At 70.8% G+C, this 16,349-nt stretch carries 15 protein-coding genes; 6 read left to right on the forward strand and 9 right to left on the reverse strand.

Annotation, left to right across the window (positions count from 1 at the left end; genetic code table 11):
* Positions 1 to 5 precede the first annotated feature (5 nt).
* On the reverse strand, positions 6 to 926 hold the full coding sequence (gene yedA, locus ACN28I_RS35270) for a drug/metabolite exporter YedA (protein ID WP_420946293.1): 921 nt from the start codon (positions 924 to 926) through the stop codon (positions 6 to 8).
* 213 nt (positions 927 to 1,139) lie between these two features.
* On the opposite strand from yedA, the gene ACN28I_RS35275 reads away from it, so the two are divergent.
* The 5 genes from ACN28I_RS35275 (at position 1,140) to ACN28I_RS35295 (ending at position 5,736) form a co-directional block, all read left to right on the forward strand.
* A complete protein-coding gene (locus ACN28I_RS35275) occupies positions 1,140 to 2,348 on the forward strand; it encodes a hypothetical protein (protein WP_420946294.1) in 1,209 nt (402 codons plus the stop codon).
* Between the two features lie 22 nt (positions 2,349 to 2,370).
* Positions 2,371 to 3,030 carry a hypothetical protein gene (locus ACN28I_RS35280; protein WP_420946295.1) on the forward strand — a complete coding sequence of 220 codons (660 nt, stop codon included), beginning with the start codon at positions 2,371 to 2,373 and terminating at the stop codon, positions 3,028 to 3,030.
* On the forward strand, positions 3,023 to 3,496 hold the full coding sequence (locus ACN28I_RS35285; RefSeq protein WP_420946296.1) for a tetratricopeptide repeat protein: 474 nt from the start codon (positions 3,023 to 3,025) through the stop codon (positions 3,494 to 3,496). The genes ACN28I_RS35280 and ACN28I_RS35285 overlap by 8 nt, the downstream gene beginning before the upstream one ends.
* A gap of 202 nt (positions 3,497 to 3,698) precedes the next feature.
* Positions 3,699 to 4,733 carry a heat-inducible transcriptional repressor HrcA gene (hrcA, locus tag ACN28I_RS35290; RefSeq protein WP_420946297.1) on the forward strand — a complete coding sequence of 345 codons (1,035 nt, stop codon included), beginning with the start codon at positions 3,699 to 3,701 and terminating at the stop codon, positions 4,731 to 4,733.
* Positions 4,734 to 4,956: 223 nt separating this feature from the next.
* A complete protein-coding gene (locus ACN28I_RS35295; protein WP_420946298.1) occupies positions 4,957 to 5,736 on the forward strand; it encodes a DNA/RNA non-specific endonuclease in 780 nt (259 codons plus the stop codon).
* A gap of 55 nt (positions 5,737 to 5,791) precedes the next feature.
* Here the strand turns inward: ACN28I_RS35295 and ACN28I_RS35300 are convergent, their stop codons facing one another.
* Positions 5,792 to 7,546, reverse strand: coding sequence for a vanadium-dependent haloperoxidase (locus tag ACN28I_RS35300; RefSeq protein WP_420946299.1), 1,755 nt, complete (start codon positions 7,544 to 7,546; stop codon positions 5,792 to 5,794).
* Positions 7,547 to 8,233: 687 nt separating this feature from the next.
* Here ACN28I_RS35300 and ACN28I_RS35305 point away from each other — a divergent pair.
* Positions 8,234 to 8,983, forward strand: coding sequence for an alpha/beta fold hydrolase (locus ACN28I_RS35305; protein WP_420946300.1), 750 nt, complete (start codon positions 8,234 to 8,236; stop codon positions 8,981 to 8,983).
* A 48-nt stretch (positions 8,984 to 9,031) separates the two neighbouring features.
* On the opposite strand, the gene ACN28I_RS35310 is transcribed toward ACN28I_RS35305, so the two are convergent.
* The 7 genes from ACN28I_RS35310 to ACN28I_RS35340 form a co-directional block, all read right to left on the reverse strand.
* Positions 9,032 to 11,893 carry a carboxypeptidase regulatory-like domain-containing protein gene (locus ACN28I_RS35310; RefSeq protein WP_420946301.1) on the reverse strand — a complete coding sequence of 954 codons (2,862 nt, stop codon included), beginning with the start codon at positions 11,891 to 11,893 and terminating at the stop codon, positions 9,032 to 9,034.
* A gap of 44 nt (positions 11,894 to 11,937) precedes the next feature.
* Positions 11,938 to 12,348: a hypothetical protein gene (locus ACN28I_RS35315; RefSeq protein WP_420946302.1), complete on the reverse strand. Its 411-nt coding sequence runs from the start codon at positions 12,346 to 12,348 to the stop codon at positions 11,938 to 11,940.
* On the reverse strand, positions 12,345 to 12,857 hold the full coding sequence (locus ACN28I_RS35320; protein WP_420946303.1) for a diacylglycerol kinase family protein: 513 nt from the start codon (positions 12,855 to 12,857) through the stop codon (positions 12,345 to 12,347). Before ACN28I_RS35320 ends, ACN28I_RS35315 begins: the two co-directional genes overlap by 4 nt.
* Positions 12,858 to 13,389: 532 nt before the next feature.
* Positions 13,390 to 14,109 (reverse strand): hypothetical protein, encoded by a 720-nt coding sequence (locus ACN28I_RS35325; RefSeq protein ID WP_420946304.1) that lies wholly within the window; start codon positions 14,107 to 14,109, stop codon positions 13,390 to 13,392.
* A gap of 55 nt (positions 14,110 to 14,164) precedes the next feature.
* Positions 14,165 to 14,878 carry an HAD family hydrolase gene (locus ACN28I_RS35330; protein WP_420948779.1) on the reverse strand — a complete coding sequence of 238 codons (714 nt, stop codon included), beginning with the start codon at positions 14,876 to 14,878 and terminating at the stop codon, positions 14,165 to 14,167.
* A gap of 84 nt (positions 14,879 to 14,962) precedes the next feature.
* A complete protein-coding gene (locus ACN28I_RS35335; RefSeq protein WP_420946305.1) occupies positions 14,963 to 15,745 on the reverse strand; it encodes a hypothetical protein in 783 nt (260 codons plus the stop codon).
* Between the two features lie 75 nt (positions 15,746 to 15,820).
* Positions 15,821 to 16,171 (reverse strand): hypothetical protein, encoded by a 351-nt coding sequence (locus ACN28I_RS35340; protein WP_420946306.1) that lies wholly within the window; start codon positions 16,169 to 16,171, stop codon positions 15,821 to 15,823.
* Between the last annotated feature and the right edge of the window lie 178 nt (positions 16,172 to 16,349).

Raw genomic sequence — 16,349 nt, forward strand, 5'->3', positions numbered from 1 at the left:
GGCTTTCAGCGCTTCGCGCGCGTGAGCAGCACCACCGAGCCCAGGATGGCGCCCATGGCCACCATCCCCCAGGTGCTCAGCGACTCGCCCGCCAGGAAGGTGCCCAGCAGCACCGCCACCATCGGGTTGACGTAGGCATAGCTGGTGGCGAGCGCCGGCCGGGCGTTGCGCAGCAGGTACCCGTACGCGCTGAAGGCCACCAGCGAGCCGAAGATGACCAGATAGAAGAAGGCGCTGATGGCGCGCGGGTCGGGCAGGGTGGTGAGGCGCTCGCCGAACCCGAAGCTGATGAGCAGGAAGAGGGCGCCGCCGGTGAGCATCTGCGTGGCGGTGGACATGAGCCCCCGCGCCATGGGCAGCCGGCGCGACCAGACGGAGCCGAAGGCCCACGTCACCGGCGCCAGCAGCAGCGCGAAGGCGGCCCATGCGTTGCCACTCATGTCGCTGCCGAGGTTGAGCAGGATGAGGCCGCAGAAGCCGATGGCCAGGCCCCAGCGCTCGGCGCGTCCGGGCCACTGGCCGAAGAGTCCGCCGAAGAGCGCCGCCCACAAGGGCATGCTGCCCACCACGAGCGCCGCCACGCCCGAGGGCACGTACTGCTGCGCGAAGACCACGCAGCCGTTGCCCATCACCAGCAGCAGCGTGCCGATGACGGCGCCCGCGCCCCACTCGCGCGCCGACGGGCGGGCGTACCCGCGCAGCCGCAGCACCGTGTAGAGCACCAGGCCCGCCAGCGTGAAGCGCATCCCCGCCATGAGGAAGGGGGGGAAGCCGCCCTGCAGCGCCCAGCGGATGGCCAGGTACGTCGAGCCCCAGATGACGTAGAGCGCGAAGAGGCAGAAGACGAGCATCCCGCGGCTCTGGTCCGCGGGCGTGGTGTCCGCGGGCATCGCCGCGGCCGGAATCGAAGGAGAGGCGGAGGACAAGGCGTCGCGCTTTTAACGCCGTGCCCCGGGCCCCGCGATGTAATTCCTCGGCCTACCCTGCGGGGCAGTGCTCGGCTGCTTGCCTCACATCCGCCGCCGGGCGCGTCTGTTCTGCGACACCCGTGCCTTGGGGGCGATGGAGGCGTTCGCAGTGGCTCCCTACGGTGGCGCGCGTTTCGCCGCGCGAGTGCGTGGCGGGGGGAGGGTAGTACCGTGAGCAGACCCCGGGCTGGCTGGCGGGCGTGGTTCGCCTGCATGGCCATCGTGCTGGCGGGTTGTACGTGCTCCAAGCATCCAGGCGCGGAGCAGGAGGGCACGGGCGGCTCCGGAGCGCCGGCGCCCCTGGGCCAGGACAGCGCACGGCAGGGGGGCGAGGAGATCATCCTGGAGGTGCTCGACCTCTCCGTGGGCGGCGAGGGCGCGGAGGCCTCGGGGACCTCCTTCGTGACGGGCGAGTCCATCACCGCGCGCGGCCGGGTGCGCAACGCGGACGGGCTGGACGCGCGCATCCAGTGGAGCCTCCAGCCGGTGGGGCCCCACACGGGGCCCGCGGACCCGGCCTTGAAGGAGGGGCAGGAGGCCGTCTTCCGTGCCAGCTCGCGCGTGGGCACCCGGGGCAACCGCGCGCCCAATCCACCGCTGGAGTACGAGCTGGTGGCCTCGCTGCCCCTGGAGGGTGGGGAGACGCTCGAGGTCCGTCTGTCCCCCACCACGTTCCTCCGCCAGGAGGAGGACGATGTGCTGCGGCAGGAGTACCTCGACTTCGGCACGCGCTTCCAACCGGGCCGCGCGCTCATCTCCATCCCGGGCCGCCCCGTCCTCAACACCGGCAACTACAGCGTCATCGCCGAGGCGGACGCGGGCGGGCTCTCGCGCCTGTTGGATGAGATGGACGCGCGGGTGAAGGCGCTCCTCCGGAACGATGTGCAGGAGAAGCCGGTGGGGACGCGCGGGCTGACGCCGAAGACGGTGGTGGTGTCCCCCGGAGCCCCCATCCTCACGGTGGGCGCGCTCGGGGACACGGACCCCCAGGGGGATGACGTCTGCTCGGGCTCGCGCGTCGGCGGGCGGTGTGCCGGTTCCATCCTCGCCGGGCCCAACGGCATCGCCGACACGCGCGCCAACAACCGGGAGACGACGCTGAAGCTGGAGGACTTCGTCAGCAGTGCCTTCCGCAACCCGCAGCGCAACCGCGCCGCCGGCTCGGCCACCATCAACAGCCGCCACACCCGCGGCAGCGCGCTGGACATCGACCCGCGCCGGATGGCCATCCCCGGCAAGACGCCGCAGCAGTTGATGTGCATCGTCGAAGCCGCCGGAGACGCCGTCGTCGGCGAGCGTGACTCCTTCACCGAGCGCGGCGCCACCCTCTTCCTCGCGTGCGACAGCCCGGCCGCCGACCACGTCCATGTCCAGCGCTGAGACCCGGAAAGGAAACATGACCATGGCTTTCCCCACCTTCCGTCTGCTCGCCTGTTGCGTGCTCCTGTCGTCCGCGGTCTGGGCCCAGCAGCCCGCGCCCCCCGGTGCGGCTCCGGGCCGCCTGGCCGCCACGCGCTACGTGCCCGCCCCTCCTTCTCCGGCCGCCCAGGCGGCGCTGCGGCTCCATGCGCAGGGCTGCCAGGCCGAGGGCTTCGACGACGCCACGTGCGAGAAGGCCGTGCGTCAGCTCGAGGCCGTCGTGCGCGGCGACCCCCGCCAGCTCGATGCGCAGCTCGCGCTCGCCGATGCCGTCTGGAACCAGGCCTTCCGCCAGCCCGAGGGCAGTGCCGAGCGCACGCGTCTCCGCCAGCGCTCGCTCGACCTCTACCAGCAGCTCGTGAACCTGGGCGTCCCGGACGCGCGGCCGTACTACGGGCTCAGCGTCCTGACGCGCGACCCGGAGGCCCGCATCTCGTTGCTGCGGCGCACCCTGGAGCTTCGCCCCGAAGCACCCCGAGGCCCACAAGGACCTCGCCGGGCTGCTGCTCACCCAGGGCCAGACGGACGAGGCGGTGCGCGAGTACCGCACGCACCTCTCGGTCCGCCCCTACGAGGGCCGCGAGGATGCCCTCGAGGACATCCAGTTCGCCGACCGGCTCGCCGCGGCCGGGCGCGTGCGTGAGGCCGCGCAGGTGTACGACGCCGTCTGGGACGCCACCGGTGATGAGCCCCGCTCCGAGCGCTGTCAGATCTTCAAGTCCGTGGACCTCGACCCCTACGAGCGCATCGGTGCCCGGTTCGCGCGGCAACTCCGAGGTATCCGCGCCGCCTGCACCGGCACGCCGCGTCTGGAGAGCGCCGTGGAGCTGGAGCGCCAGGGGCGGGACGGTGCCGCCATCCAGGAGCTGGAGCGCCAGATTCAGGAGAACCCCGTGCCCGCGGAGCCGTACCTCGCGCTGCACCGCATCCACCTGAAACAGGGCAGGGTGGACGAGGCGGCGGGCGTCATGAGCCGGTACTTCCAGCAGGAGAAGGATGCCAACGAGCGCTGCCGACACTTCCGGACACTGTCCCCGCGGACGACGCGCGCCCTGGAGCCAGGGCTTATCCATGAGTTGGATCGTGCCTGCCGCGCCCGGCGGCCCTGAGCCGTGTGTGGGCAGGTATGAGGGACGAGGGGGCTTCCCCGCTCGCTCCCTGGACGGCCTTCTTCCCGTGCGCCGTGCCGCATCGCCACCGGGCGGGCGGGGGATTGAACCGTTCCTTCCACCTTCTTAATGTTTCAGGGCATTGTCGGTGTCTCCACCCGCTCTGGGTGGAGCGCCGTTCGTTGGGGAGTGTGAGCCAAGGATGTCCGAGGAGCTGCTGGGAGATCGCGAGAAGGAAGTCCTCCGCGCTGTCGTTCAGGAATACATCTCGACGGGTGGCCCGGTCGGCAGTCAGCACCTGGCGCGTCGAGCGGAGTTCGACGTCTCCTCCGCCACGCTGCGCAACGTGCTCGCGGACCTGGAGGAGCTCGGCTTCCTCGAGAAGCCCCACACCTCCGCCGGCCGCGTGCCCACGGACCGCGGTTACCGCTTCTACGTGGACACGATGGTGCGGCTGAAGGATCCCGCGCCGAGAGACCGGGAGCTCATCCACGCCGGGCTGGCGCACGAGTCGGGCATGGAGGAGCTGCTGTCCGAGGCCTCGCGCCTGTTGCACTCGCTCACCCGGCACGCGGGAGTCGTCGTCACCCCGCGCCCCGACGTGGCCATCTTCCAGCGGATTGAGTTCGTGCGGCTGCGCGAGGACCGGGTGCTCGCCATCCTGGTGGGGCAGAACGGCCAGGTGCACAACAAGCTGCTGATGGTGGACTTCCCCGTCACCTCGGACGAGCTGCTCAAGGCGAGCAACTACCTCTCCGAGCTGCTGCACGAGGTGACGCTGGAAGAGGCGCGCGAGCGCATCCGCACCGAGTTGGATCAGGAGCAGGCGCTCTACAACGCGCTGACGTCCAAGGCGCTCAAGCTGGGCGCGGCGGCCACGGACCTGCAGACCGGCGAGCGCGTGCTCATCGAGGGCACGGGCTCGTTCCTGGAGCAGCCCGAGTTCGCCGACGTGGAGCGCATGCGCGCGCTCTTCAAGGCGCTCGGGGAGAAGCACAAGCTGCTGTCGCTGCTGGACCGGGTGCAGCGCGCGCGCGAGATGCAGATCTTCATCGGCACCGAGAGCGAGTTCTCCTCGGCCGGTGACGTGACGGTCATCGCCAGCCCCTACGGCAGCCGCGAGCAGGTGCTCGGCACGGTGGGCGTCATCGGACCCACGCGGATGAACTACCAGCGCATCATCCCCCTGGTGAACTTCACCGCCCAGGTGCTGTCGATGGCGCTCGAGAAGGCCTGAGCCCCTCTCCCTCTCCCTTCACCTTCTGACTGGGCCTCCGGAGTCGTCCGGGGGCCCTTTTCGTTTTTCACGGCCCCCTGCACCGGACGTCCGGCGTCGCGGCGTGTTTTTTGCAGAAATCCGCCCCGGCGCGAATTCCGCAGAAAAGTTGCAAAGCGTTTCTCTCTTTCTTGGTATTCAAGACGGGTAAGTCAACGAACCCGGTGAAGAAGGACCAGGAAGAATGCGCTCTCTGAACAAGCTCGCTGTCGCGGCGGTGTTGGGCCTGTGGGTCGGTGGTTGCGGAGTCACTGGCACGGACCTGGGCGGCGAAGGCGTCGCCAGTCAGATGGAGCAGGACTTCGGTGGCCCGGACGGCCTCATGGAGTTCTTCCAGAGCCACACGGAGGAGGAGATCCGCGAGGCGCTGAGGCCCTACGGCATCGGGTACGTCGTGCGCGGGCGCGTCACCGAGGAGGCGATCAGCGACTGTCCGAAGTACTTCCCGTCGGGTGACCGGAACATCTGGCACAACTTCGATGGCGAGTACTACCTCATCGACGGCTCGGGCCGGCCGAGCCGGGCGTACAAGTACCTGCCGCCGATCAGCGCCGCGGCGCGCATCGACTCCTGCCAGTTGAACGTGGGGCAGTGGGGCGACGCGGAGAACCCCAAGAACGACTACGACGGGGGACACATGATCGGCTCGCAGCTCGGGGGCTGGGGTGGCCGGGCGAACCTGGTGCCGCAGGATGCCAACTTCAACCGGGGCAACTGGGTGACGCTCGAGAACAAGATGGCGAAGTGCGGGAGCCTGCCGAGCGGCCGGATCCGCTACTACATCGGTACGAACTACCCGAACACCACCGCGCTCATCCCCAACAACATGACGATGGAGCTGCGCAACCAGTCCACGGGGAGCTACGTGGCCCTGTCCTTCGCGAACGTGGACTACGGCGGCTCCAGCGGCACGAGCGAGAAGAACCGGGGCGTGACCTGGCTGACGAACCAGGGCTGCAACTGATGGCGTGAGCCCCGCGCCCCCCGCGCCGTCACGGGGGGCGCTCCACGCGCCTGCCTCAGCCTGGTTCCACCTGCCCGTCGAAGATGCGGACGGGCGTGCCGTCGAACCGGGTGAGCTGGAAGAAGGCGTCGTCCTCGTTGAAGGTGAGGCTCAACTCCTGCAGCAGCCCGAGCGCCACGCGCTCTCCGAGCGGGAGGCCCTCGGAGTAGTCGGTGCGCCAGTGGACGCCCGCGGCGTTGCGGAAGAGGGCGATGTTGCCAGCCAGCTTGTTGAGCTCGCCCCCCACCGTCATCTGCGTGGCATCGGCCCCCGTGTAGGCCACCAGGGCGGTGCCGTCCGCGTTGGACATGAGGGGGTTCTCGATGGGCGTGCTCTCATCGAACCAGGCCTTGAGGAGGGTGGCGCAGGCGCCAGCGACGACGGCGTGGCCCGAGGCGTAGGCGGGGTGGGTGGGGCTGCCCTCGGGGTAGGCCTGCGGGAGCAGGAAGGAGCCCCAGCGCTCGGAGAAGTACGGGCTGAGCACTCCGGTGGACAGCGAGGTGAGGATGGACGTGTCCAGCGGGTAGGTGCGCCGGCCGGAGAGGTGGTTGTCGACGCGCCCTCCGTACTCCTCGGGGCGCAGCCGCCGGTGCACGCCCCACTTCTGCCACCACACGGCCCGCCCGGCCCGCCCGGACACCTCGCCGAGCAGCTGCAGCAGGTGGGTGGGTCCGAAGGTGAAGAGGCCCGACTGGGTGCGGGAGTCGCCCGCGGTGCCCGGTGGATCGTACGGGTTGCCCTGGTCGCAGGGGAACTCCTTGTCCACCTGGGGCCGGCTGGCGCCCATTCCCGCGAGCTGGTTGCCCAGCGGCTCGGAGAGCAGCAGGAATGCGGCGTTCAGGAAGGCGTTCACCACCTGGTCGAAGTGGACGAAGTTGGCTCCGTCGCGCAGGTTGCGGATGAAGCGGCGCTGCGTCATGTCGAACTGGTCCTTGCCCCGGTCATCCCGGCCGTTCTGCACGGCGAGCCAGGCCGGGAACTGGGTCAGGTAGTCGGCGGCGGCGCCGAGCACGGGGAAGCCCTTCACGGTCCACTGTTTCTGGTCGATGACCTGGGCGCCGTAGGTGATGAAGCCCTCGTCGGCGTCACGCCCCTGGCCGTCGGGCTTGCGCGGGTCGCTGTTGCCCTTCCAGAGGAACTGGGAGACGTAGGGCCCCACCTGCTCGCCCGCGTAGATGCCCCGGAAGAGGTTCTGGGCCGTGACGGGCGTGGTGCCGCCGAACGAGGGGAACTCGGTGGTGAGCGAGCGGATGGCGCGCTCGATGATGCTGTTGGCGGTGCCCGCCTCGGAGGCGTAGCTGATGAAGGGGACGTCGCGGGCGAGCGCCATCCAGTACAACTCGCCCATCTCCGCCGCGGTCAGCTTGCTGTCGAAGCGGGGCGCGGGCGGCAGGGTGACGGCCTGCGGATCCGGTCCCGCCAGCTCGAAGGCGAGGCCCGCCTGGGGATTGGTGAGCTTCACGGCCCCCGAGGGCTGGAGGATCTCCTCGAAGTCACCCGGGTCCCGGCTCTGCATGGCCCGCAGCAGCGAGCCATAGGAGACGGGTTCGGGATCGCCGACCGCGTCGTGCCGGAGGCTCTTGGAGTAGCTGCCGATGAAGGGGCGGTCCGGGTAGTTGACCTCGTCGTTGTTGTTGAAGTGCTCGGGGTGCGAGCGCTCGGCGGCGAGCCGGGCGGCTCTCTCGCGGGTGGCCTGCGCGGACAGGCGCCGCTCCTCCACACGCCGGGATGGGCGGGGAGTGGGACTGTTGAAGGAATCGAAGATGGCCATGCCGAGTGAGGGGGACCGCTGAAAGCAGCCCGCCTGGAAGCTCGATGGTGACGGACGTGAGGGCGTTGCGGGCCGCGGTCTCCAGCACCCTGCTGAACAAGGCGCTCCACTCCTTCCCGTTGGCCGAGACCTCCCCATGGAGCACACCCTGCTGCTCGCGCAGGCGCCACCAGCGGTGGCGCTCCGGGTCATAGGGCACGCTCACGAACTTCGTGTCCTTCCCCCCCACGGTCTGGAGGCAGGTCAGGATGCCGCTCGAGGCGATGAAGAGGAGCCTGTCGGTCCCGGTTCCCCGGGCGTAGAGCGACGTCTCGGCGCTGAGCACCGAGGCCCGCAGCACCTGGCTGACCTCGACCTGGAGGAAGGAGTCGGTCAGGTCATACGCGGCGAGGGATTTGCACCCCGCGTAGCTCGCGGTGTTCCCTTCAGGCCTGAACTCGAGGCGTTGATTCACCTCCTGGACGGGCCCGTAGACACCCCACTTGGACGTGTCGATCGAATTGTCATGGAAGTTGTCGGTGAGCGTATGCGCCTTCGGCACGGGTACCCCCTGCACTCTCGCCGGAGTGGTAGGTGTTGCGCTTCCGCGAGAATGTCTTGCGGATTCTGGGGGGCAGGTCTGACATGCTTTGAGGCGGTGGGGCGGGTTGTATGTGTTTGGAATGTGATTGTCTGGGGGCATCACGCATGCACACGGCGCGGACGTTCGAGCTCAACGGCATGGAGCTGTACTGCGAGGTTCGCGGTGACGGCGAGCCACTGGTGCTGCTGCACGGCGGCACGGGCGCGGGCAGCGACTGGCGCTACGTCTTCGACGAGCCGCTCGAGGGGTACCGCACCATCGTTCCGGACCTGCGTGGCCATGGGCGCTCGACCAACCCGTCCGGCGAGCTCACCTTCCGCCAGGTGGCGAGCGATGTGCTCGCGCTCATGGATCGTCTTGGCATCGAGCGCTTCAAGGCGATGGGCCTGAGCTTCGGCGCCAAGACGCTGCTGCATGTGGCGACCGCTCAGCCCGCGCGCGTCGAGGCCATGGTGCTCGTGAGCGCGACTCCGTACTTTCCCCCGCAGGCCCGGGCCCTCATGGCCCAGAGCAGCGCCGACCATTTGAGCGAGGGGGAGTGGGAGTTGATGCGGGGCAAGCACGTCCACGGCGATGCGCAGATTCGCGCGCTGCACGCGCAGATGCGGGCGTTCAAGGACAGCTACGACGACATGAACTTCACGCCGCCGTACCTGTCCACCATTACGGCGCGCACGCTCATCGTGCACGGGGACAGGGATCCGCTGTATCCGGTGCACCTGGCGATGGAGATGTACTCGGCCATCCCGCGAGCGGCGTTGTGGGTGGTGCCGAACGGCGGCCATGGGCCCATCTTCGGCCCGCTGGCCCCTCGCTTCCGGGAGACCGCCCTGGAGTTCCTGGGGGCGGGGTGAAGACCCTCTCCCTGGCCCTCTCCCAGGGGGAGAGGGGACATCCACGGGTCAATCGGCCCGGGTCAACAGCAGCGTCTGCTCCGCGCCACCTTGGCGCCTCACCGTCACCTGTACCGGCGTGCCGGGCGCTCCCTGGGTGTGGCGCTCGGCCTCCGGGCGCGTGCGCACCACCTGCCCGTCCACCGCCACCAACCGGTCCCCCACGTGCACGCCGGCCCGGGCCGCGGGGCCCTCCGGCGTCAGCCACGCGATGGACACGTGGCCCCGGTCCTCGCTGAAGCCCGCGCCCACGCTTCCCGCGTTCGCCTTGCGCGCCGTCACCTGCACGTCCCCGAGGTCCACCGCCTCGCTCGTGGCCACCGTCACGGTGCGTGTCTCCGGCCTGCCCTCCGGCGCGAGGAGCTGCACGGTGTGTGTTCCCGGCGTCACGTCCTCCAGTCGGAAGCGTCCGTCGGGTCCCGTGTGCGCATCGGCCGCCGAGCCCGGTGGACGGTCCAGGTAGAGGCCCACCGCCTGGGCCGGTGCGCCCGAGGGGCTCCACACCACCCGCCCCGAGAGGGAAGCCGCGCCACCCGTCAGCGGCACCTCCACGTCCGCGCGCTGTCCCGGCGAGAGCGTCACCTGGGCTTCGCCCGTGCGCCCGTCCGTGGTGCGCACGCTCACCTTCAGCGGCTGTCCCGGGGCGTCGGTGAGCAGGAACTCGCTCCCGGGGAACGTCCGCTGCGTGTCGCGAGCCCAGGCCGGGGCCGAGCCGTCCGCGTTGAGCAGCCGCAGGGTGAAGCCGCCCGGTGCGGCGCCGCTGCGTGCCACCACGCGCCCCCGCAGGGTGGCCGCGGGCTGCAACTGGAGCCTCAGCTCGCCCGCGCCCTCGGGAATGGGCAGGGGCGCGCTCAGCCGGCCCGCGTTGTGCGCCTGCATCGTCAGCGTGGTGGGCTGGGGGTGGGGCGGGATGCTGAAGCGCCCCTCCTCGTCCGCGTCCAGGGGAATGGTGAAGGCGAAGTCCCCCGCCTGGCTCACCACCACCAGGGCCTGGAGGCTCGGCGCTCCCGAGGGCTCCAGCACCACGCCGTGCAGCCCGCGCTCGTTCAGCAGCGTGAGGTCCATCATCACCGAGGCGCCGGGCTCCACCGTCACCGCCGGGTCATCCACGTGGTGGTAGGTGTAGCGCGCGCCCGGCAGCACGGCGGTGAGCTGGTAGACGCCCGCGCGCAGCTCGAGCTGGTAGTGGCCCTCCGCGTCCGTCTCGGCGAGGCCCATGTCCAGCAGGCCGCCCGTGCCCTCCTTCGCCATCGCTCGCACCACGGCCGGCCCGGGCAGCGGCTCGCCCGAGGCCCGCGTCACCCGGCCCCGCACCATGCCCGTCTCCGAGAGCGTGAAGTCCACCCGGCCCCGCGCGCCCGTGGACAGTGGCGTGGTGCGGCTCGTCCACACGGCCGAGGCGTCCTGCTTCGCCCGCACCCGCACCGTGCCCACCGGCAGGCCTTCCAGCACGAAGGTTCCCGCCGCGTCGGTGCGCGTGTAGAGCTCCTCGCCCGAGGCGCCGCGCAGCAGTCCCGCGCGCACGCTCACCCCGGCCAGGGGCCGCCCCTGGAGGTCCGCCACCAGGCCCTCCACCGACGCGGTGCCCTCCAGGCGGAAGTCCGCCACGGTGTAGCGGTCCGCCTCCACCACCAGCCGCTCGCGCGAGGTGTCCGTGTGGCCCATGGCCCACACCCTCACGTCGTAGTCTCCGGGCGGCAGCTCCAGCGCGTACTGGCCCGCCGCGTCCGTCCGCGCGCGGCCCAGCTCCCCGCCCGCACCGGCCGGGCTGGCCACCAGCCACGCGCCCTCCACGGGCCCGGCGTCCGCCACGCGCGTCACCGTGCCCGACAGGTGCCCGGCGGCCCCGAGCCGCACCGTGACGTCGCGCGCCGTCTCTCCGGGCCCCACCACGATGAAGCCCGGCGCCCGTCCCACCTGGCCGCCCTTGCGCGCCATCACCCAGTACGTCCCGCCGGACACCTCCAGGGCGAAGCCGCCGCCCGCGCCCGTGGTGGTGCGGAAGTCCGTGGGCCCTCCCAGCACCCGCACCTCCGCGTCCGCTACCGGTTGCCCGTCCGCGCCCACCACGAAGCCCTCCAGCGTGGAGGCCGGCCACAGTCCCACCTCCAGCTCGCCCGGGGCGGGCACCGGGACGAAGCGCATCGTCCGGCGGCTGAAGCCCGGCGCCTCCGCCACCAGCTCGTAACGGCCCGGCGCGAGCCCGGTGAAATCGAAGCGTCCCTGGGCATCACTCGCGGCCACCGCCACCTCCTCGGGCAGCGCGTGCGCCTGGGCCGAGGGGTTTCCCGGCTCGGTGTAGGGGCGCAGCGTCACCTCGGCCAGGGGCACCGCCTCACCGCGGCCCGCGGCCACCGTGCGCCCCCGCAGCGAGACGCTGGCGGGCAGGGACAGCTCCACCACCGTTTCCGGCTCGCCCTGGGGCCGGGGCACCTCGCGCCGCGCGGGCGCGTGGCCCTCGGCCTGGGCGCTGAGGAGGTAGAGGCCCGGCGCCGCGGGCAGCCGCAGCGTGCCGTCCTGGGCCGTCGTTCCCTCGCCCGCGCGGCGCCACGAGGGCTGCCCCGCGCCGTCCTCCGGCCCCTTCAGCCAGACGCGCACCGTCGCTCCCGGCACCGGCGCGCCCGAGGCCCTCACCCGCACCACGAAGCTGCCATCGGCCAGTGTCGCGGGCGTGTCGAGCGGGGGCGTGGGGCGGGGCGCGGCGCGGGCCGGGGCGTTGCCGGACGAGCCCGGGCGCGTGGAGGCCCGGGCGCCCACCGTCGCCGTGCCGGGAGTCTCCTCGCCCGGGGCGGGGCGCAGCCACAGCAGGAGGAGCGCCGCCACCGAGAGGGCGGCGGCCACCAGCAGCGGGAAGAGGGGACGTTGGCGCACGGGCTTCTCCGCGGGGATGGACGGCACCCCCGGGAGAGCCTAGCTCAATGCGTGGTGGGCGGGGCGGGCACGTAGACGCGGAGGGCCGCGGGCGCGAGCTCGAAGCGCACCGGGGTGTGGCCGATGATTTCTCCGTCCGCGTTGATGTCCTGCTCGGGCTGCGCATCCACGTACAGGTGCGCGCTGTGCACCGAGGTGACGGCCGGGTGGCTCACATGCTCGCCCCGGCGCAGGGACAGGGCGATGCGCGCCAGGGTGGAGACGTCCTGCATGTGGCCCAGTCCGGTGCCCTCGCGCCCGGACTCGGAGGAGGGGGCGGTGATGGTGTAGGCGTCCAGGCGGCGGTCATCCAGGCGGGACTCGGGCGTCACCACGTTGCCCGCGCCGTGGTAGCGCCCGTTGCCCACCACGAGCTGGAGCACGTCCAGCTCCAGCTCGCCGCGGTCGGTCGTCATGCGCACGTGGAAGGGCTGGTGCTCCCAGAAGCCTCGGCGACGGCGGCCACGGGGTAGGCCAGCTTGCCGGCGCGCCGTTTGAGCTCGGGCGTGAGCCGCCGGGCGATGGCGCTGGCCAGGCCGAGGCTCACCGCGTTGAGGAAGGGCCGTCCGTTGGCGAGTCCCACGTCCACGCGCGCCGTGTAGCCCGCGGCGATGACGTCACAGGCGGCCTCGAGCGTGGGGGCGATGCCGAGCGAGCGCGCGAAGTCATTGCCCGTGCCCAGCGGCAGCACGCCCAGCGTCACGTCGCGTCCGAGCAGGAGTTTGATCGCGGCGTTCAACGTGCCGTCGCCGCCGCCGATGAAGATGCGCCGCACCCCGGCGTCCAGGGCCTCGCGCAGCACCCGGTCCATGTGCTTCGGGCGGGAGAGCCGGTGGCAGCCCGCCAGGGGGATGCCCCGCTCCGCGAGCGCCGCGCGTGCGGCCGGGAAGGCCTCCTTGCCCATGCGGCACTTGCTGTTCACCACGAGGAGCGCGGGCCCCTCGTCGGGAGCGTCCCGCTTGGGGGGCTCCGTGATGACGTCTTCTGGAGAAGCTTCGCCGGCCATTACCGGCAAGGGTGCGCACGAGCGATCAGGGCAGCCAGGAGGACAGTGTACGCCTGTCCCTCCCCGCCTCGTCCCCGCCAGGGCGGGGGAGCGAGCGAGGGGCCGGTGGAGTTGCAGGCCACGGTGGCCAGCGGGAGGGTGAAGCAGCGGGCCCCGGTGAGCAGATGGCGATAGGGCGTGGTGCGGTTCATGGGCTTTCTCCGAGGGGGGTTGTCCGGCGCCTCGTTGCCCATGAACCCAGGTCCCGCGCGTTGGTCTCGGGCGGGATTATTTCACGCGTTTCCGCCATGATTTCGCGGTCTTGGCGTTCTGTTGGGTCTCCGTGGGGGATGACACTAGATTGTGCCGGTGGTGCACTTCGCGGCACGGATGGGTGCGAGGATGCCGCGCGGATGGCGACGCGAAGGAGTTGAACCGTGAGTGACGTTCCGGCGACCCGAGGACTCTACGGTCAGAGGCCGAGCAAGAGCGCGGACGCCGCGCGGCGGCGCGAGTTCGAGCGCCTGGCGGCGATGTCTCCTCGGGAACGGGTGCTTCTTGCACTCTCGTTGAAGGAGCGTATGAGCTTCATGGGGGAGCCATCCGAGCGCTCGCCGACAGGAGATGTGAATCGCAAGTGAGTGACTCGAAAACCATCAATCGGCAGGAACGCACGATCCAAGTGGCCGAGCGGGTTGCTGAAGTGCTGCGGCAGTACGAAGTCCATACCGCGGTCATTGGCGCGGTGGCTTTGGCGGTTCATCTCTATCCGCGCTACACCGAAGACTTCGATCTGGCGGTCAATACAGAGCCCTTCCCCAAGCTTCGCCGTGTGGAAGAGGCCCTTCAGAAGGAGGGCTTCGAGGTGCGGTTCGATGCACCTGACCCCGAGGATGCGCTCGGGGGCGTCCTGCGCGTGATGGGTGATGACTTCGAGCCGATAGAGGTCGTGAACTTCTACAACCCCTGGCCCGGAGCGCGTGATTGCACCGTACTGGCCCGGGAAGCCCTCCGCGAAGCCACGGTGGAGCTGAGCCCGGAGAGCCCGTTGCGTGTCGTCAGCCTGCCCTACCTCATCGCGCTGAAGCTCTACGCGGGAGGACGGAAGGCGACGAACGACGTGCTCGAGCTCCTCGAGCGCAACCGGGAGAACCTGGACCTCGCCGGGCTGCGTGACGTGTGCAACCGCCACGGGCTCGGCGCGGCGCTGGAGCCCCTGCTGACGGAGCCTCGGCTTCGCGTAGCCGTCAGCGCGGCTCCTCGTCCTTGGCGGCGGCCACCGCGTCCGCGGCCCACGGCCAGGTGTCTCGCGAGGAGTCGTAGTGGGCCAGCAGGTCCGCCGGATCCTTGTAGATGGCGCGGCAGCCCGCCGTGCGCAGGTCCTCCTCCGGGAAGCCTCCGCACAGCACGCCCACTGTGGGCACTCCCGCCTTGCTCGCCGCCAGCGCGTCGTAGGGCGTGTCCCCAATCACCACCACGCCGCGCGAGTCCGGCCGGCCCAGCCGCTCCAGCGCCGCCTCGAAGATGTCCGGGTGCGGCTTGGACTTCGACGCGTCGTCCTTGGACGTCTCGCCGTCCGTCAGCCCCTGGATGTTGCACAGGCGCATGTAGAACTCGAGCTCGTCCCCCTTGGCGCTGGACGCCAGCGCGATGCGCATCCCGTCCTTGCGCAGCCGCTGGAACAGCTCGCGCACCCGCGGAAAGGGGCGCAGCTTCGGCATGAACTCGCGCTTGAAGAGCGTGGAGCGGAAGTCGCTCAGCTCCTGGCCGAACTTCTCCAACTCGTCCTCGGTGAAGAAGACGGGCATGAGCTGGTCCGCGCCCTTGCCAATCTGGCTGCGCACGTGCGCGAACGGCACGTCCCGGCCGAACTCCAGGAAGGCACGTCTCCAGGCCTCGGCATGCTCATCCACCGAGTCCACCAACGTGCCATCCACATCGAAGATGACGTTCTGCACCAGGGCCATGACGTCGTGCTCCTTCCCGGTGGGGAAGGTGGGGACGCCTCCCTACGTCATCAACCCCGTCCGGACGCGTTGCGCGCCCTACCGCCCGCCGAGCGCCGCGAGCGTCTTCGTCTCAACGTCGTAACCCCCGGGCGCACTGAGCGAGAAGGTCTCCGCGGGCAGGGCGGGGTTGAGCTCCACCCGCGTGAGGGACGTCTCGGCCACCTGCTGTCCGCCGCCCCACTGTGTCAACCGCTTGGGAACGCACAGGCCGAGGGCTTGCTCGCAGTGCTCCTCCTCCACGCGCAGCTCCGCGGTGTCCTCGCCGCTGCGGGTGCGCTTGCCCAGGAAGTCCATGGCCGGCCAGCGCAGCACGTACGTCACCTCCACGTCCGTGCCAGCGGGCTTCACCGTCAGCTCCACGGCCTCGGGGCCCCGCGGGTGCGGAGTGCGGCGGGCGCTCACGCCCTGGCCGGGCAGCAGCGGAATGCGGAAGCCCTCGGGGGCGAAGGGCGCGAAGAGCCCCGTGAGCACACCCGCGCGCTCCTCCGGGCCCAGCCCTCCGTCGCCGAGCCTTCCATCATACGTGCGGAACTTCTTCGCCGCGTCGTCGCGCTCGTAGAGGTGCTCGCCGTCCCAGGCGAAGGCGCGCACGGCCGGGGTGCCCAGGCTCCCCAGCATCTTCTGCGGGGCGCGGTAGGCGAACTGGAAGTCCATGCGCTGGCCCGCCTCGCGCGCGGTGCCCGCCAGCACGTAGCTGGTGAGCTTGCCGTCGCGCGCGGCCAGGCGCTGCCGGGCGTCGGTGAGCAGGGCGGACGTGTCCTCTCCCCGGCGGCAGCCGGCGAGGACGAGCAGGAGCAGGGGCAGGTGGCGGACGGACATGGGGCTCTGAAAAAGCAGAAGGCCCCGCTGTCGCCAGGGGGCCTTCGCACACTAGATGCAAACCGCGGAGGCTGACTACTTCACCGCCACGCCGGTCGCCTGGGAGATCGGGAAACCGATGATGGTGCCGGTGAGGGCGAAGATGCCGTGACGCGGCGTGGTGCCGGCGCCCAGCAGCTGGATCTTGTTGCCGCCCATGGCCTTGGCCTCGGCCACCAGGAGCTTGTTCACCACGGTGTCCAGGTCGCTCTGCACCAGGTCGATCACGTGGAAGATGGCGGTCAGGCCCAGGGACGTGCCCTGGATGACGGCGATGGGCTCTCCACCCGCGGCGGAAACCTCATTGCCCGAGACCACGGCGGTCTCCACGCTGGTGCACGCCACGAGGCTGCTCGCCAGGAACGCCGAAACAATGGCCTTCTTCATCGTGTGCTTCCCTCCAAGTTATCGCTGGGAGCACTGAGCAGTCCGCTGACCAGGCCCCCAACAGGTCGATGGGTCTTCAAGCTGCCGGGCCGTCGTAGCAAAGGCGCCTTTCAAGTCAAGCAATGGATCTTCCGACCATCCAGCGCCGCTCACTGGGGCCGGGGCCGCGTTGAAATAC

This window comes from Archangium gephyra (assembly GCF_049060025.1).
Taxonomy (GTDB): Bacteria; Myxococcota; Myxococcia; order Myxococcales; family Myxococcaceae; genus Archangium; species Archangium gephyra_A.